Here is a 19,900-nt window from a genome sequence, read left to right as displayed (position 1 = left end):
CTGCCTCCTGAATGTTATGTTGTGATGTTAGCCCTTGTTAGCCTGAATACTTATTTGAGCTCTTCGGTTGTCTGCTCGATAAGATTGCCCTGCGCATCGTATTTGTAATGGGTTTGGAACGTTCGATTGTTAACGGTAAACATGTGCGATTGCAGGCGATTGTTCTCGTCGTAGCGATAGCCGTATTTGCTGGCGGCAATGAATTTGCCGGTTGCTAGGTTGTAGACCCCCATGTAGTGACTCGGATTGGGTTCTACATTGCTTCCATCAGGCGCTATGTAAAGATCCAGAAGGCCTGCATAGTGAATCTGTGAATTCCTGGTCTTAAAACGAGCAACGTCACTTACACTAGGCAACACATCTATTCCTACGTCTCCTTTGTAATATCCGATCTTCCTTCCCGTCTCTCGTTCCACCATCATGAAGTGGCTGTATCCATATCCTCCATCTGGTAGTCGTGTCTGATTGTTATACTGCAATTTTGGAAGATTCACACCTTGCACGCTAAACTCTGGTTTAAAATGCATATCCCCTTTATTTGCTGTGACAGATGTAACCTTTATGCTTGTTAATTCCCGTGAACTTAAGTTGTAACTGCCGACATAGAACGTTGAAGTTGCCTCCACTGGACTTCCATCAGGGGCAATATACAAGTCCAGTACACCTGTATAATGGCTCTTTGAATTCCTGATCTTAAAACGAGCGACGTCACTTACACTAGGCAATACATCTATTCCTACGTCTCCTTTGTAATATCCGATCTTTCTCCCCGTCTCTCGTTCCACCATCATGAAGTGACTGTATCCATGTCCTCCATCTGGTAGTTGTGTCTGATTGTTATACTGCAATTTTGGAAGATTCACACCTTGCACGGTAAACTCAGGGTTGAAGTACATGTCTCCATATTTCGCAATTATAGAGGTAACTTTAATTGGCATCGGTTCCTGCGTACTTAAGTTGTAGCTACCGACATAGAACGTTGAAGTTGCCTCTACTGGGCTTCCATCAGGAGCAATATACAAGTCCAGTACACCTGTATAATGGCTCTTTGAATTCCTGATCTTAAAACGAGCAACGTCACTTACACTAGGCAATACATCTATTCCTACGTCTCCTTTGTAGTATCCGATCTTTCTGCCCGTCTCTCGTTCCACCATCATAAAGTGGCTATATCCGTTTCCTCCATTTGGTAGTTGTGTCTGATTGTTATATTGTAATTTTGGAAGATTCTCACCTTGCACGGTAAACTCGGGGTTAAAGTACATATCCCCATAGTTTGCATTAACGGACGTAACTTTTACATGCATTGGCTCCTTCGTCCCTAAGTTGTAGCTACCGACATAAAAGGTTGATGTTGCCTTAACTTGACTTCCATCGGGAGCTAAATATAAATCCAGTACACCGGTATAGTGGGTTAATGATTTCCTTATTTTAAAGCGAGTAGTGTTACTTACACTGGGCAGCACATCTATGCCTACATCCCCTTTGTAGTATCCAATTTTTCTTCCCGTCTCTCGTTCTACCAACATAAAGTGACTATATCCATAACCCTTATCTGGTAATTGTGTTACGTTATTGTATTGTAGTTTTGGAAGATTCTCACCTTGTACAGTAAACTCGGGGTTAAAGTACATGTCTCCATAGTCCGCAATTATAGAGGTGACTTTAATCGGCATCGGTTCCTGCGTACTTAAGTTATAACTGCCAACATAAAAGGCTGAAGTTGCATCTACTAGGCTCCCACTAGGGGCTAAATACAAATCCAAAACACCTGTATAGTGATTTTGTGAATTTACGATTTTAAAGCGAATAACGTCATTTACACTTGGCAATACTGTTATTCCCACATCCCCTTGATAGTGCCCGATCTTTCTTCCCGTCTCTCGCTCTACCATCATAAAATGACTGTATCCGTATCCTCCACCTGACAATTGCGTTATATTGTTATATTCTAATTTGGGCAAGTTCTTACCTTGCACGGTAAACTCCGGGTTAAAGTACATATCTCCGTAGTCCGTATTCATAGATGTGACCTTTATAGACTGATTCACAGCAGCCACTACTTGCGGAGTCACTCCGCTCCATACAAACAGCAATGGCAATAACATGGTTACTATAGCTGCCTTCTTAAAAATATCAAACACCCCTTTTACATGATTTTTTGTCGGTAAAATGTAATAACGTCTGTCACAAAAGATAGTATAGTGCATGATCAAGCAGAATATTGTCGAATTTTGTAAACGAAAATCTTTTTTATTTTATGACACTAATCTCACATATAATATGAACTCCAAACTCTAAATCTCGCTTTTTATCCAGCTTACTGTCACGAAAATAGATATAATAAATAAGTAGCAGAAAAAGAAAGGCGGACACTCATAATGAAGCAAACTGTTCAGAACGATATCGTTAGCCTTGATTTTTACGAACCCCATTACAGAGCACAACTGAAGAACTATCATTTACCAGAAGAACAGGAATATTTCACAGCACTTCCGTTGGAGGCTATAGCAGCCTGTGAACAAGAAAGTGATCGACATCCATTTCTAATCATGTGTGACAAGGCTCCGGTTGGTTTCTTTGTACTGCACGGATGGGCAGGGGTTAAAAACTACAGTGACAACCAAAATGCTATTCTGTTAAGAGCCTATTCAATCGAATCTTCCATGCAGGGCAAGGGAATTGCCAAACAATCACTGTTATTGCTACCAACCTTTGTCCAACATCATTTTCCAAATAAAAATGAAATTATTTTGACCGTAAATGATACTAATGTCCAAGCTCAAAACCTGTACATGAAATGTGGTTTCGAGGATAGAGGACTTCGTGTAGATGGCCCTAAGGGTGAATTACTCGTGTTCCATATGGAGCTGAAAAATAACTAATTTATCGCAATTAACACCGAACATGGTAACAATAAAGGAGAACACACACAGATGACGCACAGCACAGATTGGAAAAATGGCGCCCACGGGCATAAATTCATAGCTTCTTTTAGCGGGGGCAAGGATAGTGTTCTCGCTCTATATAAAGCCATGCAAGTCGGAGAAGCGGTTGGCCTTATCGTAATGTTGGAGGAGGAAGGGAAACGTTCCCGCTCCCACGGTATGCCCCCAGAGCTCATTCGCGCCCAAGCTGATTCTATCGGTTTACCTGTATTTACAGCGGCTGCGAGTTGGGCAGATTATGAAGCCGTCTTTATGGGCCTTTTAGCAAAAGGTAAAAATGAGGGGGCCGAAGTGTTAGTGACTGGCGATCTCGACATGCCTGAGCACGGCTGCTGGCACGATAAGGTTACGCAAAATGCTGGCTTGTCGCTTGGCATGCCGCTATGGGAAATGGATCATCGCGAAGCTGTCGAGCAGTTTATTAATCTCGGCTTTAAGACGCTCATTGTCACGGTTAACTTGTCCTTAGGCATGCGAGAAGACGATTTAGGTCGAACGTTAACCCATGAATTTGTACAAGAGCTTGAAGCGCGTGGGATCGATCCTTGCGGAGAAGGTGGAGAGTTCCACACCACAGTAATTGATGGACCTATTTTTAAACATGCGATTCCGGTTCGAAAATGTGAGATTTTGAGAACGGGAGAGTACGCATTTTTACCATTGGAACTGGATATGGTAGATGGTGGAGTTGGGAGCTAATCAATAAGCTCATCCATTAAACTGCGGCACTGGACAACACTTATTATTGGCAATCAGATGAAGGGAATTGGACTTTTCCAGTTCCCTATTCATTTTTCGCTGTCCCCTTTGTATACCTAAGCCTCACCCAAATGCCTCTTCAAACGCTCGGATGCACGCCCCTTCTCGGGAATGATCCAGAACAGCAAATACGATTTCATCAAACAGCTTGCCGTACCCTTCAATCTCCAACAGCTCTTTCCACCACGTAGATACCTCAACAGGGTTATTGCGGAATACACCGCAGCCATACGCCCCCAAAATCAAATGCTTATCCCCTCTGTCCTCAAAAATAGTCAAAGCAAGACGCATACGCTCTTTCATCACCCGCTTTGCCACCTTGCTATCTTCGCCTTTTAACAGCACTTGGCCGTAGTTAACAGCAGGCAAAGTCAATACAGAAGCGGTCACTGGCTGTTCCAGCAATTGAAACCGCTCATCTCGGAAAAAGACGACGTCGGGCGAATAGATCGCATATTCGGTATACATCATCGACTTGCAGGCGCGATTAGCCGAGTAGTATGCTTCGTTGCGCAGCTGCGTGCCGTACAAGCCGCTGGAAGCCGCGAGGCTTTCCTCCTGCGCCATAGCGCCATTTAAAAATCCGCCGCCCGGATTTTTTGCGCTGGCAAAGTTGAGCACGCCCACGCCGCTAACACCCACTCCAGCCGCAAAGTCTAAAATAGCCTTAACGGTAGCTATATTCGCGACGCTTTGCTTCGCATATAGCCCGTCCTTCGGCAGCTCGCAGCCTCGCACCAGCTCTCCCCCCTGCTCGGGCGTGATCAGAATACTATTATCCTCTGAATAGCGCTGCACATCAGCGATGTCGATTTTTTGTCCGTTAATTTCATAGTATCCCTGCTCTATATAACGAAGCGTATCTTGTGCAATTTCTTTGCGATTTAATCTCAAGGTGTTCCCCTCTTTCTATCTCTTTTCAAGCAACTCGCCGCTCGCCAACTCTTTTCGTAACAGCTCATTGTGTAATCGCTCATATCGTAATTATTCGCTCCGCAACATATCATATCGTAATTATTTTTTCCGCAATCACTCGTCCCGTAACAGCTCATCCCGAACCTCTGTCAGTACAAACCCGAGCAAATTGTGTCCGCGCCATTTCATTGGATTATGTACAGCTGGGTTGTCCTTCGCCATGCCAATCCCCCAAATCCGATCGTACGGACTCGCTTCAACCAAAATCCTATTTTTCGTCGCTTTCATAAAATGCCACAACTCTATGTTCTGCGAAAATTTTGCAAAATTGCCGCGCTTCACGATGCCGTAACAACTGCTCTCCCAGACACCGTTGTCGAAGTTTTTTACAGCACGCCCATACGCTTTCATCTCTTTCGGATGCTTCGCTTGCATAATCTTCGCGAGCATGTCAGCATCACCGAACAGCCGCGCCTTTTCCGCCATCATATACTGCTCCGTGCAACTGTATACTGCGCCATCCACAGTGAAAAAGCTCTTCCACCACTGGCTCAAACAGCTTTGATTAACGCTACCATCAGCCGGAGACGTATGTCCCCAGAAAAATAAAAACTTTAATTTCGTCCCTGCTTGATAAGCTTTCTGCAACTCTTCTAAGTTGTAAATCATCGCGTATCACCCCCCCTCACGATTTCGCCGATACAGCCGCGATGGGCGGTGTCCAGCATTCTCGGTGTAATAGTCCGTCTCCTCCACCAGATATGCCACTTTGCGGCGGAATGCGGCTTTCAGTAGCTCCTTGTCCAAAATAACCTCGTATACGTGCTGTAACTCTGTCAGGGTAAACAGCTTGGGCATCAGGTGCAGCGCGATGTCGGTATCTTCCACCTTCCCGCGCAGGCGCTCTATAGCACAGCTCAACATTTTGGCATGGTCGAAGGCTAGTCCTTCATTGGCAACAATCATATATTCCTCGGCAGATGATGCGTCTGTCCTTATCATTTTGCTTTCGACGATAGCAGTTAACGTTTCATGCTCACCGATAAGCTTCAATTCGTACTGTTTCGTTCTAACGTATCCGTCCTCTAGCAGCTCTTTTTGCTCCATCATAAGACGGTAGTTCACGTTAAACCATGCAGCCTCAGCCGCATCATCCCCCGCCTTCACCTGCACCCTAGTGCTATCGATTAAGGCCATATACGAACAGCTCATCACCCAAGTACGCGGATCACGCCCAGGCTCGCTGAACGTGTAAAGCTGCTCTAGGTAGACGTTGTCCACATTCGTCTCCTCTTTGAGTTCCCGCTTCGCTGCCTGCTCTGTCGTCTCCGTCGGGCGTACGAAACCACCTGGCAAGGCCCATTTCCCCAAGAAAGGATGACCCTTGCGTTTAATAAGCAAGACTCGTAGTTGCTTCTTCGGCAACTTGCGATAGTTGCTTTCTTCCGTATCGGTAACCGTAAAAATGACCATATCGGTCGCAACTGACGGACGCTCGAAATCTCCAGCACGGTATTGCTGTAAAAATTCCTGCTCTGTAAGCCCATTCTCGTCGCGTAAGTCTTGTATTTCTTGTATTTCTTGTATTTCTTGTACGTTCCGCAAATCTTGTACGTCTTGCAACTCTCGTAAATCTCCTGATTCTCGTAATTCCATTCCGCATCACCTGTTCGTAACAATTTGTTAATATCATTTTGTTAATAACAAATTAATCCATGAGTGATTATTTGTCAAGAATATTTTTCTAAAAAGTCCCTACTTCACGCTCGGCTCATGGGCTCGTGATTGGTTTCTGAACGTAGTAAATAGCCTTAGTCCAGTTCATACCGAGCTAAGGCTATTTTTACGTATCTGAATATTTTATTGTGCCGTTAACTTGACCGATATGTCCAAGCATGGAGGCCATATTCACGACGACACCGCCATTGAGCTACCATTTGCTCCGTCATTTCCAAACATTTCATTAATCGTTTTCAGCAGGAAATCGGACTGGGTTATTTGTAATGGGCATTAGGCGCAAATAACCCCCAATCGGCGAATTGGAGGCTATGGCTGATTAGGCATTCATTTTTTGTTTGTGGCCGCCCTTTTTTCCTGCAATAAAAAAGAACGTCACCAGACCTTGAACAGCCAAAATCGCGATCAGACTATAAAGTAGAAATTCGATGTCGGGCATAAAATGGCCCACCGCTCCCCATGGGACATCCAGTATAGTTGTGAGTAATGGAATCAGTCCCACCGCTACGATGACGGAGAGGGCTCCCGTGCACATCCAGACCTTTTTGCTAATTGATGCCTTGCGCTTTAAACGAATCAAACTCCACACACAAACCATCGTAATCAATAGTACGACCCCAAGCGTAATCCATTGCGCATTCACGTTCATCTCAGCCAGCTCTGGATTCTGCCCGTTCATAATGGACCGGATTCCCTCCATCATACTTAAATACGCAAGCGCTTCTAGCTCATGGTATTTATTCGTCACGAGAACGGCACCTAGCTCCTTCTCTGGAATAAAAAAGACCTCTGATTTGTATTCAGGTGTTGCCCCCGTATGATAAGGATATTTCTCGCCTGATCGAGGAAAATGCCAACCGAAGCCGTAGCGTCTGCCATCTGCCGGAGGCATTTGTAATTGCTTATGGCCTTGTTCCGTTAGTAATGGTCCGCCCTTTAGCATGAAAGTAATAAACTTAGCCAGATCACTGGCGCTTGAAGACATGTAACCGTAAGGCGCTCCCGCATGGTCATACCCGCCATCGCCTGCAATCGGTCGGCCGAACCATGACTCGTAGCCAGGAACGTATCCTTTGGCGACTGCACTGACATAATCGGCTGAAGTGTTGTTCATACCTAGTGGTGAGAAGATTTGCGTACTCATAAATTGTGAAAATGATTGCTTGGATACCTGCTCAATCAAGGCTCCCAATAACAAATAATTCGCTGAATTATATTCGTATACTTCACCTGGCACGTATCGAAGCTTCACTCCACTCAATTGTGCTACGGCTTTCGTAATCGCATTTTTTTGATCGCGACCTGCCTGATCTGTCACTTGCAGCCCGTCATAGGCGCTAATCCCGCTTGTTTGCTCTAAAAGATGCCGCACCGTTATCGGCTTGGTGCTGTCTGTTTGATACGTAAACGAAGGGAGGTACGAATCTATCGGTTCGTCCAGCTTTATTTTGCCGTCTTCGGCCAACATCATGACAGCAAGCGCGGTTAAAGGCTTACTTACTGAACCTATTAAGAAAGTCGTGTCAGTCGTTACGGGAGACCCGTCGCTCATTTTCCCCCAGCTATCTTGAAAAATAGTTTGACCTTTATGTACAACGACGAGCGAAGCGCCTGGAATTTGATAGTCTTCCAGCGCCTTTTTCATAAATGTGTTGATTTGTTGAGTCTTATCGTGACCCTCAGCCGCAGCAGCAAAGGAAGGAGCAACGAGTAAGAAGATGAATAAGACGAGAGTTATTTTTTTCATGTGAATTCACCTTCCTTAGTAGTCAAATATTCTAGTTGCTAGGCTTAGATTGATTCAAATAAAGCTCGACCAGCTCTGTCAATACAGCGTACGACTTGTCAAAATCGAGCTTATCGTCAACTATTTTTTGCAGTGCCAGCCCATCGAAACAAGCCAAAAGGATGCTAGCAAGCGCATCAGCATGTTGGGATCTGGATTCTCCTACTAAGCGCTGCAATGGTGTGGAGAGACTGTCTCTCCCATTTTGCAAAATCGAAGCGACCTCCTGTTCAAGCTGCCCGCTCTCACTCTTGATCCCTAATGAAAAAATCTCATACCGCCAACGATACCAGTCAGGGTTCTGCTCTGCTCTGGATTTAATTTCACCAAACACGTCTCCAACATGTATGGATTTCAAAGAAACTGGCTGTTCTTCATGTTGATGTTGATACTGGTTTTGATATTGCTTTTGATATTGCTTTTGAACGTCCTCCTGTACGGAAAGCAGCAGCTCTTCTTTATTTTTAAAATAATAATGAACGAGCCCCGATGTCATATCTGCTTCTTTGGCAATATCTTTTATCGAGGCGTTTAGGTAGCCCTTTTTGACAAATACGTTGTAGGCCGCATCTATTAAACGTTTTCGCTTATCGTCTTTTTCTTTCTTGCCTGTTTTATGTTGTGTACTCATATGTTCCCGCCTTCATTGGTTGGTCGACCAACCAATTATAATTCCGCACTGAATTGAAGTCAAATTTTGGAGCCATTATAAAAGTTAAAGCAGAGCGACGTTTTCATTTTTCAAAATAAATGCTGTATCTATTCAAAGTTGACAAGTAGTTGTCAACAACGCCCTACTATACTACAACTAAGAACGATAACTACAAGACGAAATAAGAGAAGAATGAACGATGACGATTCTAGTAACAGGTGCGACAGGTAAAGTAGGACGACATATCGTGAGCCAATTGCAGCAAGCGAACCACCATGTACGGGCTCTGACGCGCAACTCCGAACAAGCGAATTTTCCTGCGGGAGTGGAGGTTGTGTCAGGCGACTTAGCCTCACCTGCGGCGATAGCTGAGGCATTTCAGGGCGTTACCGGATTGCATTTAATTACGTTTAATGGTGACGCGTATACACCGCTCAACTCTGCGTCTGAGATCATCGAATTAGCTAAGAAAGCTGGTGTACAGCGAATTACTGTGCTGTGTGGGCCAGAGGAAAGCGTGGTAGAACAAGCGGTAAAAGCAAGCGGAATTGACTGGACGATGTTACATCCCGTCGAATTTATGGGCAACGCCATTTGGGACTGGGGATATTCCATTCGGGAAGCAGGCATCGTGAAGGAGCCATTCCCGCATGCATTAAGCGCTAAGGTGCATGAAGCGGATATTGCAGCGGTAGCTGTAACGGCACTGCTTAACGAAGGACATGCAGGTAAGTCCTATGTGTTGACCGGCCCTGAGGCGCTCACCCGCGTGGAATCATTTCGCATCCTGAGTGAAGCGCTTGGCCGTGACATTCCGTTTATCGAGCTGACGGAAGATGAGGCGCGCGATCAGTGGCGTGCGGAAGGCTACGGCGAAGAGGATATTGCTTTCTTTATCGAGATGGGAGCAAATACGCCGGAAATCGGATTTACCGTGTTGCCGACTATCGAAGAGGTGACAGGACGACCTGCTCGTACGTTTGCCCAGTGGGCCGCGGAGCATGTGCAAGCGTTCAATTAACTAACTGACCGACTGACTAACTAACTAACTAACTAACGAGACCATCGCTTCACAAAGTAAAGGTAGTCTGTTAACGAAATCGTCTACTAATGAAATAATCAATTTACGAGGAGCTGTTCAGTTATGGTTAACGATAACACTAACTCTACTAGCATTACTGCTGATGGTAACACGGAAATCCACCCTTTTCGTATCGACATCCCGCAAGCCGATATTGAGGATTTGCAATATCGGTTGGCCCGCACTCGCTGGTCAAGCGAGCTCCTTGGCTTAGGTTGGTGCCGCGGCGTTCCGGTCGATTATTTGAAAGAATTGGCCGAATACTGGCGCAGCGAGTATAACTGGCGCGAGCATGAGGCCAAGCTGAACGCATACCCACAGTTCACGACGACGATCGACGGGCAGACGATTCACTTCCTGCATGTGAAGTCGCCGGAGTCCAACGCTACGCCGCTTATGCTCATCCACGGCTGGCCCGGCTCGTTTGTGGAATTTATGGACGTTATCGGGCCACTTACGAATCCTCGCGCACACGGCGGAGACCCTGCCGACGCGTTCCACGTGGTCATTCCATCGGTGCCCGGCTTCGGTTTTTCATTGCCGCTAAGTGAACCGGGTTGGAGCACAGGTCGCATCGCACGAGCGTTCACCCACTTGATGTCACGTCTTGGCTATGACCGATATGGGGTTCAAGGAGGCGACACTGGCGCATTTGTCGCTCCAGAAATGGGCCACCACGATCCGGAACATATCATCGGTGTTCACGTTAATGCCTTGCTCGCGTTCCCAAACGGGACGGAAGGCGAAATGGAAAGCTTGTCCGAGGTCGATCGGAGTCGCTTTGCCATGATGGAAGGATTCAACGATGGCTATTTGCAAATCCAATCGCAACGTCCGCAGACGCTGGCCTACGGCTTGCACGATTCTCCAGTTGGGCAGCTCGCTTGGATCGTCGAAAAGTTTAAAGAACTGACCGAACCGGATGACGGTTTGCCGGAAGACTCGATTGACCGTGATCGGATGCTGACGAACATCAGTCTGTACTGGTTTAACGGCATCGCTGGTTCATCTGCTCAGATCTACTATGAATCGAGGCATGACGAAGCTGCTTGGATACCGAAAGATCGCGGGATGGTACCTACTGGGGTACTCTTCTCTCTCGCCAAGGATGTCACGATTCGCCACTTTGCCGAACGGGATCACAACATTGTGCATTGGTCTGAGTATGATCTAGGCGGCCATTTTTTCGCAATGGAGCAGCCTGAACTTCTCACGCAGGATGTCCGTGCGTTCTTCCGCAAGCTTCGGAAATAAAGTGAGCATCGGACATTTAAAATATGAAGGTGTTGTGTTATAAAGCGTCTTTAATCATTCAGTAAAGAAAAAAGAGTCACATACGTGGCTCTTTTGTGCAAATTGTTGCAAGTGTTCTATTATACATTTCGTGGAGGTGATCATCATGAAACTCGAACGTCTAATGGCCATTACCATTTTGCTATTGAACCGCAAACGAGTCCAAGCCCAAGAGCTTGCTGAGAAGCTGGAAGTTTCCTTACGTACCATTTATCGCGATTTAGACACATTAAGCATGTCCGGCATACCGATCGTCTCCTATACGGGGAACGATGGCGGCTTTGAGATCATGGAGAACTTCAGATTGGATCGCCAAATGCTTTCCTTTGATGAGCTTCATGCCCTATTTACCGCAGTGCGCGGGCTGCAAACGACGCAAGCCATGAAGCAGCGCGATCTGGCTAACCTACTAGAAAAGGTAGGGGCATTAGTCACACGTGCAGAGCATGATCATATGGCCGATACCGATCGTGTTGTCATTGATTTAACGCCTTGGAAAAGTGGTGCCGCAGCACGGGTCTTGTATGAATCGCTGCATGACGCTGTGCAAGATAAGAAGCAGATCCGGTTTACGTATACCGACAGCAAGGGAACGGAAACGAATCGTGTTATTGAACCGCATATGTTGGTGCTTAAAGGGTACACTTGGTATTTGCATGGCTATTGTTTGAATCGCGAGGATTACCGCTTATTTCGACTGTCACGAATGCGGGATTTAATTATTTTACCCCATTCCTTCAATCGCCCTTCTATGACACTGGATGAGGTAAATGAGCGATGGATGGAAGCTTGGGAACAGCAAACGGTCGATCTCATCCTCCACTTTAAGGGAGCGGCCATTGTTCCGGCGATGGATCAGTTTGACGCAGCGGATACGGAGCGGCAGCCAGACGGTTCGCTCATTGTGCGAACTCAATATGCTTATAAGGACGATGCGTCTTTAATCGGATTTTTGCTCAGCTTTAGTTCGGATCTGTATATTATGGAACCGAAACATATCGCAGCAGCCGTCCGCGCAAGCGCGTTCGACGTGCTCTCACTCTATGATAACAGGGAAGGATAGTCCGTGATATTCGAGTCGAGGTATGTGGTATGAGGCATGGGCTATCCCTTCCCTTTACAGATGGTCTATCTTTCATGTAATTGCAAGACTTCTACCATGTAAGCTACCAATGGTTCTAACGGATTCCCAATCCGAACATTGGTTTCTTCATACATACGGCTTGCCGCTTCAACCATGGATAACTGAGCTACAGAAATGGCGGGAACCTGTTGCAGCTCTGACGTTAATTTTATGAGGTTTCCCATGTATTCGGACAACACTTGCCTATACTTTTCTTTCATCCCTTGCATGATCAGCTCAAAAGCGCCTTCAATAACCTGAACTTCGATGGATGGAATCTTTCCAAAATGAGCGGCGTAGCTATAAAGCCGTTTCATGGTCCCCTCAACAGTAGCTGGATTCGTAAAAATAAGTAGCTGAGGCTGCTCTTGTCGGCAGACGTGTCTGAAAAATGGTTCATCTATTTTGATAATGGGGACTGTTGTTGTTAGTTGGTCTTCTTGGAGCAAAGCAATATAATTGGTGCAAGTAATTAGGATCGCATCCATCTTACTCTGAGCCATCCATTCCACCTGTTCATGAACTTTGGCCTGAGCTTGTTCCAGACTAAAATGATCATCTGACGATACTCTGGACACTAAGACAGGGTCGACAAAATGTAGCAGCTCAACTTCGTATGCCGCAAGTGCTTGCTCGATGTACTCGATATTCGAGTAATGGGCATGTAAGCAACCAATTCGTGTTCGCACAATAACTTCTCCCCCCACTTTCCATTTTCCCAACCATTATCACGCCACTAGTAAGGAACGCTTTTAATGAAGAGTATATCATTGCCGAACAAACAGAAAGATCTTTTTATATCCAAGCAGAAGAGAACCGGAACGCGATCGCGCGATTCAGTAATATGTTTTTCGACTTAATACATAGGGAAATGAATATTTCAACTATTAAAAATGGATCGATATAATCGAATTGTTACTTATTACAGGCCTAATACGATTGTGAAAATTCCAGAAAAGATTACATGTTAGAGTGGGAGGATGTTCAGATGAACCATCGACGACTAGGTGCCAGCGGCTTATATGTAAGCGAAATCGCGTTTGGAAATTGGATTACCCATGGCGCTCAAGTGGATAACGATACGGCTCATGCTTGTGTTCGTGCTGCGCTGGATGCCGGAATTACTACATTTGATACGGCGGATGTGTATTCGGATACGAAGGCCGAGGCCGTGCTCAGTCAAGCGTTACGAGGAGTACGCCGGGAAAGCATCGAGCTGTGCACGAAAGTTTACCATCCGACAGGAGCCGGACCTAACGATCGAGGGCTTTCACGCAAGCATATTATGGAGGCTTGTCATGCTTCACTTCATAGATTGCAGACAGACTACATCGATGTCTATTATGCCCACCGTTTTGATCCAAGCGTGCCGCTTGAAGAAACGTTTTTGGCCTTTTCAGATCTAGTTCGCCAAGGAAAAGTGTTATATGTAGGGGTGAGCGAGTGGACGGCGGAACAAATAACGAAGGGTGCGGCATTAGCACGGGAAATGAAAGTTCCACTCATATCCAGCCAACCGCAATATTCGATGTTATGGCGCGTTATCGATGCAGAAGTCGTTCCCACTTGCGAGCGGGAAGGAATCGGGCAAGTGGTCTGGTCACCGCTGGCGCAAGGCATTTTATCCGGTAAATATGCACCGGACCAACCGATACCGCAAGGGTCCCGCGCTTCGACTGCGGCGGGAGCGCCATTTTTTGATCGATTGGTAGGCCAGTGGATGCGTAAGGAGGTCCTATTTGCTGTTGCTCAGCTTTCTGCTGTTGCACAGGAAATCGGGTTAACGCTGCCACAGCTTGCTATCGCATGGGTGCTGCAACATCCACACGTATCGTCTGCTATTATTGGTGCATCTAAACCAGAGCAAGTACATGAAAACGTCAAGGCCGCAGGAGTTCGTCTTGATCCTGAAGTCATGAACCAAATCGATCAGCTGTTAGATGGTCTAATTGAACGTGATCCAGCTAAAACGGGGTGACTCTCTATTTGATTCGCCCCTCTGATTATTCACAAACGATTGGCGCACGATCAATTGCTGCTGAGCTGAGAGCAGATATCTTCCATGGTCTCTAGAAAAGCTGATAATGCAGCGTTCTCTTTGTCGGTTCTCCACGCAGTATATAAAGGAACCAACGGTGTACTTTCTGCAAATGATCGAAACACCACGCCGCTGCGCTGAAACACAGCAACAGAAGAAGGCACGATGGAAATACCCAAATTGGCAGCTACCAGATTTACAATCGTGTACATTTGAATAGCTTCCTGCACAACATTCGGATAAACGCCATGGCGTACGCAAAAGCCTGTGATGAGATTATGCAAAGGAATCCCGTGGTGTCGTGGAAATAAGATAAACGGTTCCGTTGCTAACGATCTGACGGATAAGCTCGGCTCTCCTGCTAACGGATGCTGCTCAGGCAACACAGCAACAAGTGATTCATTGGTGAAATTACGATATTGGATATACTTGGCCGGCTCGGTGGAACGGAGAAAGCCAACATGAATCGTTTCATCGAGCAGGGCCTGCGTTTGCTGGGCAGAGGTCATCTCGCGTAACGTAAGCTGTATTTGCGGAAAACGCTCCCGAAAAGCTTTAAAAATGTCAACCATCGAATCTCCCACCGCAGAATCAACAAATCCAACCACTAAATGCCCCGTAATTCCTTTGCTGGCCAACTGAGTCATTTTAATGGATCTTTCCAATTGAGCTAAAATCATTTTAGCCTCTTCTAAAAAGACAGCTCCCGCAGGTGTCAGACGAACATGTCTCTTGTTGCGTTCCAATAATTTGACGCCAAGTTCCTCTTCCAAGACTTGAATCTGTTGGCTCAGAGGGGGCTGGGTCATATTTAATTTTTGTGCAGCCCGGTTGAAATGAAGTTCTTCTGCTACGGCAATAAAGTAATGTAATTTACGTAAATCCATCCTTCTTCCTCCTTCGCCCATATGATTCTTTCACTGCAATAAGTATACCTCTCTCCAATCGTTCGTGTACGCAGCAAACATTAAAATCAAATTCAGCGTATAATAGACAAGTATACGGAAGATGAACGGTGGAACTCTGTATGTATAGAATATAGCGTAGAAGAGGTTAATCATGAGCGAGAAGCAATTTACAGATTATCAATTAAGTGAAGAAATCGTGAGAGCGTTGAGTAGCTTGGGCTATGAGACCCCCACAGAAGTGCAAACGAAAGTTATCCCTGTCGCGCTTGAGAAAAAGGATCTTGTTGTCAAATCACAAACAGGCAGCGGCAAAACAGCCGCTTACGGTATCCCGCTCTGTGAGCTCGTCGATTGGAACGAGAATAAGCCACAGGCGCTAATCCTGACGCCAACCCGTGAGCTTGCGTTACAGGTCAACGACGACATTACGAATATTGGGCGTTTTAAGCGGATTAAGGCGACGGCTCTTTATGGGAGACATCCTTTTCATGAGCAAAAGGCCGAGTTAAAGCAACGCACGCATATGGCTGTCGGCACGCCAGGCCGCGTACTCGACCATATTCAACGCGGTACGCTATCGCTAGAGCGGATTGCTTATCTCGTTATTGATGAAGCAGATGAGATGCTAAATATGGGCTTTATTGAACAGGTTCAATCGATTATTCAAGCGCTGCCTCGTGAGCGGGTTACGATGTTATTTTCCGCTACTTTCCCTGAGGATGTAGCTAGGCTGTCACGCAAGTATATGGATCGTCCGGTTGAAATTGAGATCCAAGCGAGTGGTGTCACAACGGCTACGATTGAACACGCGCTTATTCAAGTAATGGACGCGGACAAGCTGTCTGTGCTACAAAATGTACTCATTGTTGAAAGTCCGGACAGCTGTATTATTTTTTGCCGTACGCAAGAGCATGTAGATCGCCTATTCAGAGAAATGTCTGATCTCGATTATCCTTGTGATCGTATTCATGGCGGTATGGAACAGGATGAGCGATTCGAGGTCATGAACGCGTTCCGAAAAGGGCAATTCCGTTACTTGATTGCGACAGATGTAGCCGCTAGGGGTATTGATATTACGAACATTACCCATGTCATTAACTACGATATTCCGCTTGAGAAGGAAAGCTATGTGCATCGCGTGGGACGTACTGGACGCGCAGGTAAGACGGGTAAAGCGATTACGTTCGTTACACCTAAGGATAACAATCGCTTGTCCGATATTGAATCGTATATTGGATTCGAAATTCCGCGCGTAAAAGCGCCTTCTGATGAGGCTGTTGATCGCCGCAGAGAGCATTTTGAGCAGAGTCTTAAAGTTAGACAAGAGCCGAAAGAGGATAAGCGCGAGCAATTAAATAAGCAGATCTTGAAGCTTAACTTTAATGGCGGCAAGAAGAAGAAATTTAGAGCCGTAGACTTTGTAGGTACCATCGCTAAGCTGGACGGGGTAACCGCAGACGATATTGGGATTATTACGATATATGATCATGTGACAGATGTCGAGATTTTGAACGGCAAAGGGCCGCTTGTACTCGAATTGATGCAAGATACGACGGTAAAAGGCAAACTGTTAAAGGTGCGTAGAGGGAAAAAGTAACCGTTATACGAAACGGCGATCGCTATTCGGAGTCCAGTCCGAGAGCGGTCGCCGTTTCTGTTGTGGCGACGCTATAAATCACACGCCCCCTATATCTGAAGATGCTCCGTTATGCTCGATTTAACCGCTCTAGCTGCCCTTGACTTAGTTGGATTCCAGTAGCGCCAATATTTTCTCGCAGCTGTTCCATCCCACTTGCTGCAACTAACGGTATCGACGGTGACACATGTTGCATCATCCAAGCAAGCACAACCTGATTCAATGTCCCACCTGTCTCAGCAGCCACTTGCTTCAGCACTTTCATTCTCTCCTGCGTGCCCTCTCCTTCGAACTGTTTTGGCAGAGATACATGTTGTCGCGTGTATGCACCACTCATTAATGGTGAATAGGCAAGGAGTGTAATATCTTCTTCGCTTCTAAAGTAGTGCAGCATCTCCTCATCCACAACAACTTGCATACCGAAGTCCGCGTCTTTATGAGGGCGAAGATACGTGTGACGCTGTTGGATACAGGAGTACAATGACCAGTTATTCGCTTGGCTGATCCTTCTTGCCTCTTGAATTCGGGATAGCTCATAATTACTACATCCAATTTCCCTAACCTTACCTGCTTGAACGAGTCCATTCAAGGCCTCTAACGTCTCTTCTAGAGGGGTATCTTTATCGTCAAAATGAGCGTAATACAAATCAACATAATCCGTTCCGAGCCGCAGCAAGCTTTCATCTATCGCCTTTTCAATCGCTTTACGTCCCATACCTTCTTTATGTTCAATGCCACCGCCGATATAACTTGGATTCAGTCCTACCTTTGTGGCAACAACCATTTGACTTCGGTTACCCCGCTCTTTCATCCACTGGCCAAGGAGCGATTCACTTTCGCCACCTACACAACCTTCAATCCAGAAGGAATAACTATTGGCTGTATCCAAAAAGTTACCACCAGAAGCCTCAAATTCATCTAATAAGCGATAGGATGTCCCTTTATCTGTACGAGACCCGAAGTTCATACATCCTAGAGTTAATGCACTTACCTGTATACCTGTCTTGCCTAATGATAACTTCTGCATCCCCTATTCCCCCTCAGCACATTTGCTATTTCGGTAGTTTCCTGCGGAATATAATCCGATCCCTCTATCTTAGATGCATATATTTCCAAAATGTTGCATTTGCACTAGATCAAAATAAACGTTTCTCCGGATTAACTCAAAAGGGCTGCCCCCAAGTCATCAATAAAATGACTAAGGCGACAGCCCTTTCCTGTAACGGTAAAGCTTCTTTTTTCCTCAAGAGAGGTGATAATAACTTCTTATTTTCGGAAAATGAATCGTCACCCTTGTATAAGCGCCCTCTTCGGATTCAATAGACAGCTTATGCCCTAACTTCAACGCCATCTGCTTCGCTAAATATAGCCCCATTCCCGTCGATTTCGCATGCGTTCTTCCATTCGCCCCCGTAAACCCCCGCTCAAATACGCGCGGTAAATCCTCCGGCTTAATTCCGATTCCTGAGTCTTGAATGAGCAAACGCTTCTCTGTGCTATCCTCCTCCACCTTAAAGGAGATTTCACCCGCTTCATGCACATATTTCAACGCATTCGCTACCATTTGATCCATCATAAAAACAAGCCATTTACTATCACTTTGCACCAGTCGCTCTCCCTCATTCATCTGAAAGCGCACCCGCTTTGTAATAAACAGCTTCGCATACTTTTTTACACTTTTTTTCACGATTTGATCGAGCGCTACATCCGTAATGAAATAATCTTTAGAGAACGAATCAATTCGTGAATAGTAAAGGGCTTGCTCCACATAGCTGTCCATTTTATTAAGCTCATCTTCTAACTTATCGGCCAAAAAATCGACCGTCTTCCCTGCACGGTTCTCCAGCAGCAGGCCGCTTGCCGCAATCGGAAGCTTCACCTCATGAATCCATGACATAATAAAATCTTGATGATCCCGTTTCTCGTGCATGAACTTGCGCATCTGCTTATAATGCGTGTTCTGCATCTTTTTAATGACCTCGACAAATAAAGCTTGTTCCTCATTTTGCGGTTCGGGCAAAGCGACAAGGAAATCTTCCTTTTTGTTATGCATCATTTCCTTTAATTCGATATAAAAAGACCGACGATAATAATATCCACCGATGATGTACATACTTACGAGAAAGAGGCCGATCACATGCGTGTACAGGAGATTGGAAGCAGCAAGATTCCAATTCCCATTCGTCGTCAGCATGATTAAGGAAACGAATAGCATCAATACGAAGTACAAGATGAGAAAAAATCGCTTATCCTTTACATACGCTAAGAAACTCATACAATGATATACCCGTACCCTTTCTTCGTCGTAATGAAATCTTCCTTGCCTAGCTCAGCCAGCTTTTTACGGATACGTGTCATATTCACGGACAGTGCATTTTCATCGACGAATCTTTCATCCGCCCACAAGCTGCGCATAATGCTTACCCGACTTACGATCGTCCCTTTATGTTGCATAAGCAGCCGTAAAATAATAAATTCATTTTTCGTCAGTTCAATCTTGTGATGGTGATGCGACAATTCGTTCGTATTAAGATCGAGCACCACACCATCATGCTCGATTACATGCACTACGATGTCCGCAACGTAGGCATACGTTCGCCGCAGCAAGGCATTAATTTTGGCCATTAACACATCCGTATGGAACGGCTTATTAACATAATCATCCCCGCCCATATTCATCGACATCACCATATCCATCGGTGTATCTCGTGACGATAGAAAGATGATAGGCGCTTTGGAATGCTCTCTAATTTGGCTGCACCAATGAAATCCATCAAAGAAGGGCAAGTTAATATCCAATAATACGAGCTGTGGATTTTCTTTTAGAAACATTTCCAACACATGGTTAAAATCCTCCACCTTAACAACTTCAAACCCCCATTTTTCTAAAATCTCACCGACCATATCACGAATCGTAGCTTCATCTTCAACAATCATTATTTTCATCAATATTCTCCCGAAAAAAGCCCATATTAAAGTTAGATAAGACGTATAACTGCAACCAGTATACCCCGTACATACTCC

The 19,900-nt window shown here is 45.6% G+C and carries 18 protein-coding genes; 7 read left to right on the top strand and 11 right to left on the bottom strand.

Annotation, left to right across the window (positions count from 1 at the left end; all coding sequences use genetic code 11):
- Positions 1-50: 50 nt before the first annotated feature.
- The gene (locus tag KIK04_RS14140) at positions 51-2,108 is read right to left on the bottom strand and encodes an RHS repeat domain-containing protein (protein ID WP_232274295.1); all 2,058 of its coding nucleotides are present in this window, start codon (positions 2,106-2,108) and stop codon (positions 51-53) included.
- A 273-nt stretch (positions 2,109-2,381) separates the two neighbouring features.
- On the opposite strand from KIK04_RS14140, the gene KIK04_RS14135 reads away from it, so the two are divergent.
- Together KIK04_RS14135 and KIK04_RS14130 are read left to right on the top strand one after the other, a co-directional pair.
- Positions 2,382-2,885: a GNAT family N-acetyltransferase gene (locus KIK04_RS14135; protein ID WP_232274294.1), complete on the top strand. Its 504-nt coding sequence runs from the start codon at positions 2,382-2,384 to the stop codon at positions 2,883-2,885.
- Positions 2,886-2,936: 51 nt separating this feature from the next.
- Positions 2,937-3,647, top strand: a complete 711-nt coding sequence (locus KIK04_RS14130; protein ID WP_232274293.1) for a Dph6-related ATP pyrophosphatase — start codon at positions 2,937-2,939, stop codon at positions 3,645-3,647.
- Between the two features lie 123 nt (positions 3,648-3,770).
- Here the strand turns inward: KIK04_RS14130 and KIK04_RS14125 are convergent, their stop codons facing one another.
- The 5 genes from KIK04_RS14125 to KIK04_RS14105 form a co-directional block, all read right to left on the bottom strand.
- The gene (locus KIK04_RS14125; RefSeq protein ID WP_232274292.1) at positions 3,771-4,601 is read right to left on the bottom strand and encodes a TIGR02452 family protein; all 831 of its coding nucleotides are present in this window, start codon (positions 4,599-4,601) and stop codon (positions 3,771-3,773) included.
- Positions 4,602-4,736: 135 nt separating this feature from the next.
- Positions 4,737-5,291, bottom strand: a complete 555-nt coding sequence (locus KIK04_RS14120) for a riboflavin biosynthesis intermediates N-glycosidase (RefSeq protein ID WP_232274291.1) — start codon at positions 5,289-5,291, stop codon at positions 4,737-4,739.
- 6 nt (positions 5,292-5,297) lie between these two features.
- Entirely contained in the window at positions 5,298-6,278 is a 981-nt protein-coding gene (locus KIK04_RS14115) for an NUDIX hydrolase (RefSeq protein ID WP_232274290.1), read from the bottom strand.
- Between the two features lie 400 nt (positions 6,279-6,678).
- Entirely contained in the window at positions 6,679-8,106 is a 1,428-nt protein-coding gene (locus tag KIK04_RS14110) for a serine hydrolase domain-containing protein (protein ID WP_232274289.1), read from the bottom strand.
- Positions 8,107-8,137: 31 nt separating this feature from the next.
- Positions 8,138-8,776, bottom strand: coding sequence for a TetR/AcrR family transcriptional regulator (locus tag KIK04_RS14105; RefSeq protein WP_232274288.1), 639 nt, complete (start codon positions 8,774-8,776; stop codon positions 8,138-8,140).
- A 220-nt stretch (positions 8,777-8,996) separates the two neighbouring features.
- Between KIK04_RS14105 and KIK04_RS14100 the strand changes: the two genes are divergently transcribed.
- From KIK04_RS14100 to KIK04_RS14090, 3 genes are all read left to right on the top strand, one after another.
- Positions 8,997-9,818 (top strand): NAD(P)H-binding protein, encoded by an 822-nt coding sequence (locus KIK04_RS14100; RefSeq protein WP_232274287.1) that lies wholly within the window; start codon positions 8,997-8,999, stop codon positions 9,816-9,818.
- A gap of 123 nt (positions 9,819-9,941) precedes the next feature.
- Positions 9,942-11,132 (top strand): epoxide hydrolase family protein, encoded by a 1,191-nt coding sequence (locus KIK04_RS14095; protein WP_232274286.1) that lies wholly within the window; start codon positions 9,942-9,944, stop codon positions 11,130-11,132.
- Between the two features lie 145 nt (positions 11,133-11,277).
- A complete protein-coding gene (locus KIK04_RS14090) occupies positions 11,278-12,234 on the top strand; it encodes a helix-turn-helix transcriptional regulator (protein ID WP_232274285.1) in 957 nt (318 codons plus the stop codon).
- A gap of 65 nt (positions 12,235-12,299) precedes the next feature.
- Here the strand turns inward: KIK04_RS14090 and KIK04_RS14085 are convergent, their stop codons facing one another.
- Positions 12,300-12,983 carry a hypothetical protein gene (locus KIK04_RS14085; protein ID WP_232274284.1) on the bottom strand — a complete coding sequence of 228 codons (684 nt, stop codon included), beginning with the start codon at positions 12,981-12,983 and terminating at the stop codon, positions 12,300-12,302.
- 299 nt (positions 12,984-13,282) lie between these two features.
- Between KIK04_RS14085 and KIK04_RS14080 the strand changes: the two genes are divergently transcribed.
- On the top strand, positions 13,283-14,272 hold the full coding sequence (locus KIK04_RS14080) for an aldo/keto reductase family protein (protein ID WP_232274283.1): 990 nt from the start codon (positions 13,283-13,285) through the stop codon (positions 14,270-14,272).
- A gap of 50 nt (positions 14,273-14,322) precedes the next feature.
- On the opposite strand, the gene KIK04_RS14075 is transcribed toward KIK04_RS14080, so the two are convergent.
- The gene (locus tag KIK04_RS14075; protein WP_232274282.1) at positions 14,323-15,219 is read right to left on the bottom strand and encodes a LysR substrate-binding domain-containing protein; all 897 of its coding nucleotides are present in this window, start codon (positions 15,217-15,219) and stop codon (positions 14,323-14,325) included.
- Between the two features lie 172 nt (positions 15,220-15,391).
- Between KIK04_RS14075 and KIK04_RS14070 the strand changes: the two genes are divergently transcribed.
- Positions 15,392-16,837, top strand: a complete 1,446-nt coding sequence (locus KIK04_RS14070; RefSeq protein WP_232274281.1) for a DEAD/DEAH box helicase — start codon at positions 15,392-15,394, stop codon at positions 16,835-16,837.
- Positions 16,838-16,946: 109 nt separating this feature from the next.
- Here the strand turns inward: KIK04_RS14070 and KIK04_RS14065 are convergent, their stop codons facing one another.
- From KIK04_RS14065 to KIK04_RS14055, 3 genes are all read right to left on the bottom strand, one after another.
- Positions 16,947-17,903: an aldo/keto reductase gene (locus KIK04_RS14065; protein ID WP_232274280.1), complete on the bottom strand. Its 957-nt coding sequence runs from the start codon at positions 17,901-17,903 to the stop codon at positions 16,947-16,949.
- A 216-nt stretch (positions 17,904-18,119) separates the two neighbouring features.
- Positions 18,120-19,151, bottom strand: coding sequence for a sensor histidine kinase (locus tag KIK04_RS14060; protein ID WP_232274279.1), 1,032 nt, complete (start codon positions 19,149-19,151; stop codon positions 18,120-18,122).
- On the bottom strand, positions 19,148-19,822 hold the full coding sequence (locus tag KIK04_RS14055) for a response regulator transcription factor (protein WP_232274278.1): 675 nt from the start codon (positions 19,820-19,822) through the stop codon (positions 19,148-19,150). Before KIK04_RS14055 ends, KIK04_RS14060 begins: the two co-directional genes overlap by 4 nt.
- Positions 19,823-19,900 lie beyond the last annotated feature (78 nt).

It is taken from the genome of Paenibacillus sp. 481 (assembly GCF_021223605.1).
In the GTDB taxonomy this organism is placed as follows: Bacteria; Bacillota; Bacilli; order Paenibacillales; family Paenibacillaceae; genus Paenibacillus_B.
This window is presented reverse-complemented; position numbering and strand designations above follow the sequence as displayed.

Coding starts and splice junctions, on each gene's coding strand:
- KIK04_RS14090 (WP_232274285.1), top strand. CDS start 11,278: ATGAAACTCGAACGTCTAATGGCCATTACCATTTTGCTATTGAACCGC.
- KIK04_RS14100 (WP_232274287.1), top strand. CDS start 8,997: ATGACGATTCTAGTAACAGGTGCGACAGGTAAAGTAGGACGACATATC.
- KIK04_RS14115 (WP_232274290.1), bottom strand. CDS start 6,278: ATGGAATTACGAGAATCAGGAGATTTACGAGAGTTGCAAGACGTACAA.
- KIK04_RS14140 (WP_232274295.1), bottom strand. CDS start 2,108: ATGTTATTGCCATTGCTGTTTGTATGGAGCGGAGTGACTCCGCAAGTA.
- KIK04_RS14120 (WP_232274291.1), bottom strand. CDS start 5,291: ATGATTTACAACTTAGAAGAGTTGCAGAAAGCTTATCAAGCAGGGACG.
- KIK04_RS14135 (WP_232274294.1), top strand. CDS start 2,382: ATGAAGCAAACTGTTCAGAACGATATCGTTAGCCTTGATTTTTACGAA.
- KIK04_RS14070 (WP_232274281.1), top strand. CDS start 15,392: ATGAGCGAGAAGCAATTTACAGATTATCAATTAAGTGAAGAAATCGTG.
- KIK04_RS14110 (WP_232274289.1), bottom strand. CDS start 8,106: ATGAAAAAAATAACTCTCGTCTTATTCATCTTCTTACTCGTTGCTCCT.
- KIK04_RS14105 (WP_232274288.1), bottom strand. CDS start 8,776: ATGAGTACACAACATAAAACAGGCAAGAAAGAAAAAGACGATAAGCGA.
- KIK04_RS14075 (WP_232274282.1), bottom strand. CDS start 15,219: ATGGATTTACGTAAATTACATTACTTTATTGCCGTAGCAGAAGAACTT.
- KIK04_RS14095 (WP_232274286.1), top strand. CDS start 9,942: ATGGTTAACGATAACACTAACTCTACTAGCATTACTGCTGATGGTAAC.
- KIK04_RS14065 (WP_232274280.1), bottom strand. CDS start 17,903: ATGCAGAAGTTATCATTAGGCAAGACAGGTATACAGGTAAGTGCATTA.
- KIK04_RS14055 (WP_232274278.1), bottom strand. CDS start 19,822: ATGAAAATAATGATTGTTGAAGATGAAGCTACGATTCGTGATATGGTC.
- KIK04_RS14130 (WP_232274293.1), top strand. CDS start 2,937: ATGACGCACAGCACAGATTGGAAAAATGGCGCCCACGGGCATAAATTC.
- KIK04_RS14080 (WP_232274283.1), top strand. CDS start 13,283: ATGAACCATCGACGACTAGGTGCCAGCGGCTTATATGTAAGCGAAATC.
- KIK04_RS14060 (WP_232274279.1), bottom strand. CDS start 19,151: ATGAGTTTCTTAGCGTATGTAAAGGATAAGCGATTTTTTCTCATCTTG.